This window comes from Candidatus Poseidoniia archaeon (genome assembly GCA_030748895.1).
GTDB lineage: Archaea > Thermoplasmatota > Poseidoniia > MGIII > CG-Epi1 > UBA8886.
Window position 1 is genome coordinate 1 of the sequence record JASMLC010000042.1, and the last position, 857, is coordinate 857.

The 857-nt window shown below is 41.4% G+C and carries 2 protein-coding genes and 1 tRNA gene; 1 reads left to right on the forward strand and 2 read right to left on the reverse strand.

Annotated elements, in window-relative coordinates:
• On the forward strand, positions 1 to 344 hold a 344-nt coding region (locus QGG57_06905), incomplete at its 5' end, for an MFS transporter (GenBank protein ID MDP7007891.1).
• 13 nt (positions 345 to 357) lie between these two features.
• On the opposite strand, the gene QGG57_06910 is transcribed toward QGG57_06905, so the two are convergent.
• A tRNA-Tyr gene (locus QGG57_06910) sits at positions 358 to 476 on the reverse strand.
• Positions 477 to 488: 12 nt separating this feature from the next.
• Positions 489 to 857: PrsW family glutamic-type intramembrane protease (locus QGG57_06915; GenBank protein MDP7007892.1), on the reverse strand; the 369-nt coding region annotated here is incomplete at its 5' end.

Sequence of the window (857 nt, forward strand, 5' to 3'; positions counted from 1 at the left end):
ACAAAGCAGGCGTTGGAAGTGCTACTAACGATGCTAGTAGAGAAGTTGGTGGTGCCCTTGGAATTGCTATTGGGGGGAGTGTTCTGAACGAAATATATCAGAGTAGTGTAAAAATTCCTGAAGGTTTAGAAGTTCATTCACCAGTTGCCACAGAATCATTTCCTGCAGCTATGAGGATAGGTGGGAAATTACTTAGTGAAGGCAATATGCTTGGTTCCGAATTAATTGATAATGCTCGTTTGGCTTTCATGGAAGGTATGGTTGGTTCAGCGATGGTGTCTGCAGGAATAGCTTTCATTACAGCAATACTCGTTAAATTTTACATGCCAGGAAAAACAAAATAATTTTTTAGGAGAATGGTCCGTCCTCCCGGATTTGAACCGGGGACCTGCCGGTAACTGCGGCCTCCCGTACTCACGGGTAAAAGGGATAGACCCCTACAGCCGGCCGCTCTGGCCAGTCTGAGCTAAGGACGGTATCGCTTGCATTTAGTGACCGCTATTTGTTGCTTCTTCTTCTAAATCCTTAAAACTAGTTGCTTCTAATTCAATATGTGAGTATTCTTTTCCATATTCGAGTATCTTAACAATAAATACCAAGCAAGTAGCAACCATTAACGCAATACAAAGGTATGAGATATATACCCATTCTTTACCATTCATAATAAATGGCATTGTAGCAAACCCATTCCAAAGACTATGCATCACAACTCCAATTAGATAAGCAATCGGTAAAACTTTGTTTCGAGGTTCTTGCATTTGATTTGATAAGGCCACAGCATAACCTATTGCAGCAGGTCCTACTGCATGAAGTAGGGTTGATCCAATTCCTCTAAGAAATGCATTTATTGTCCATGC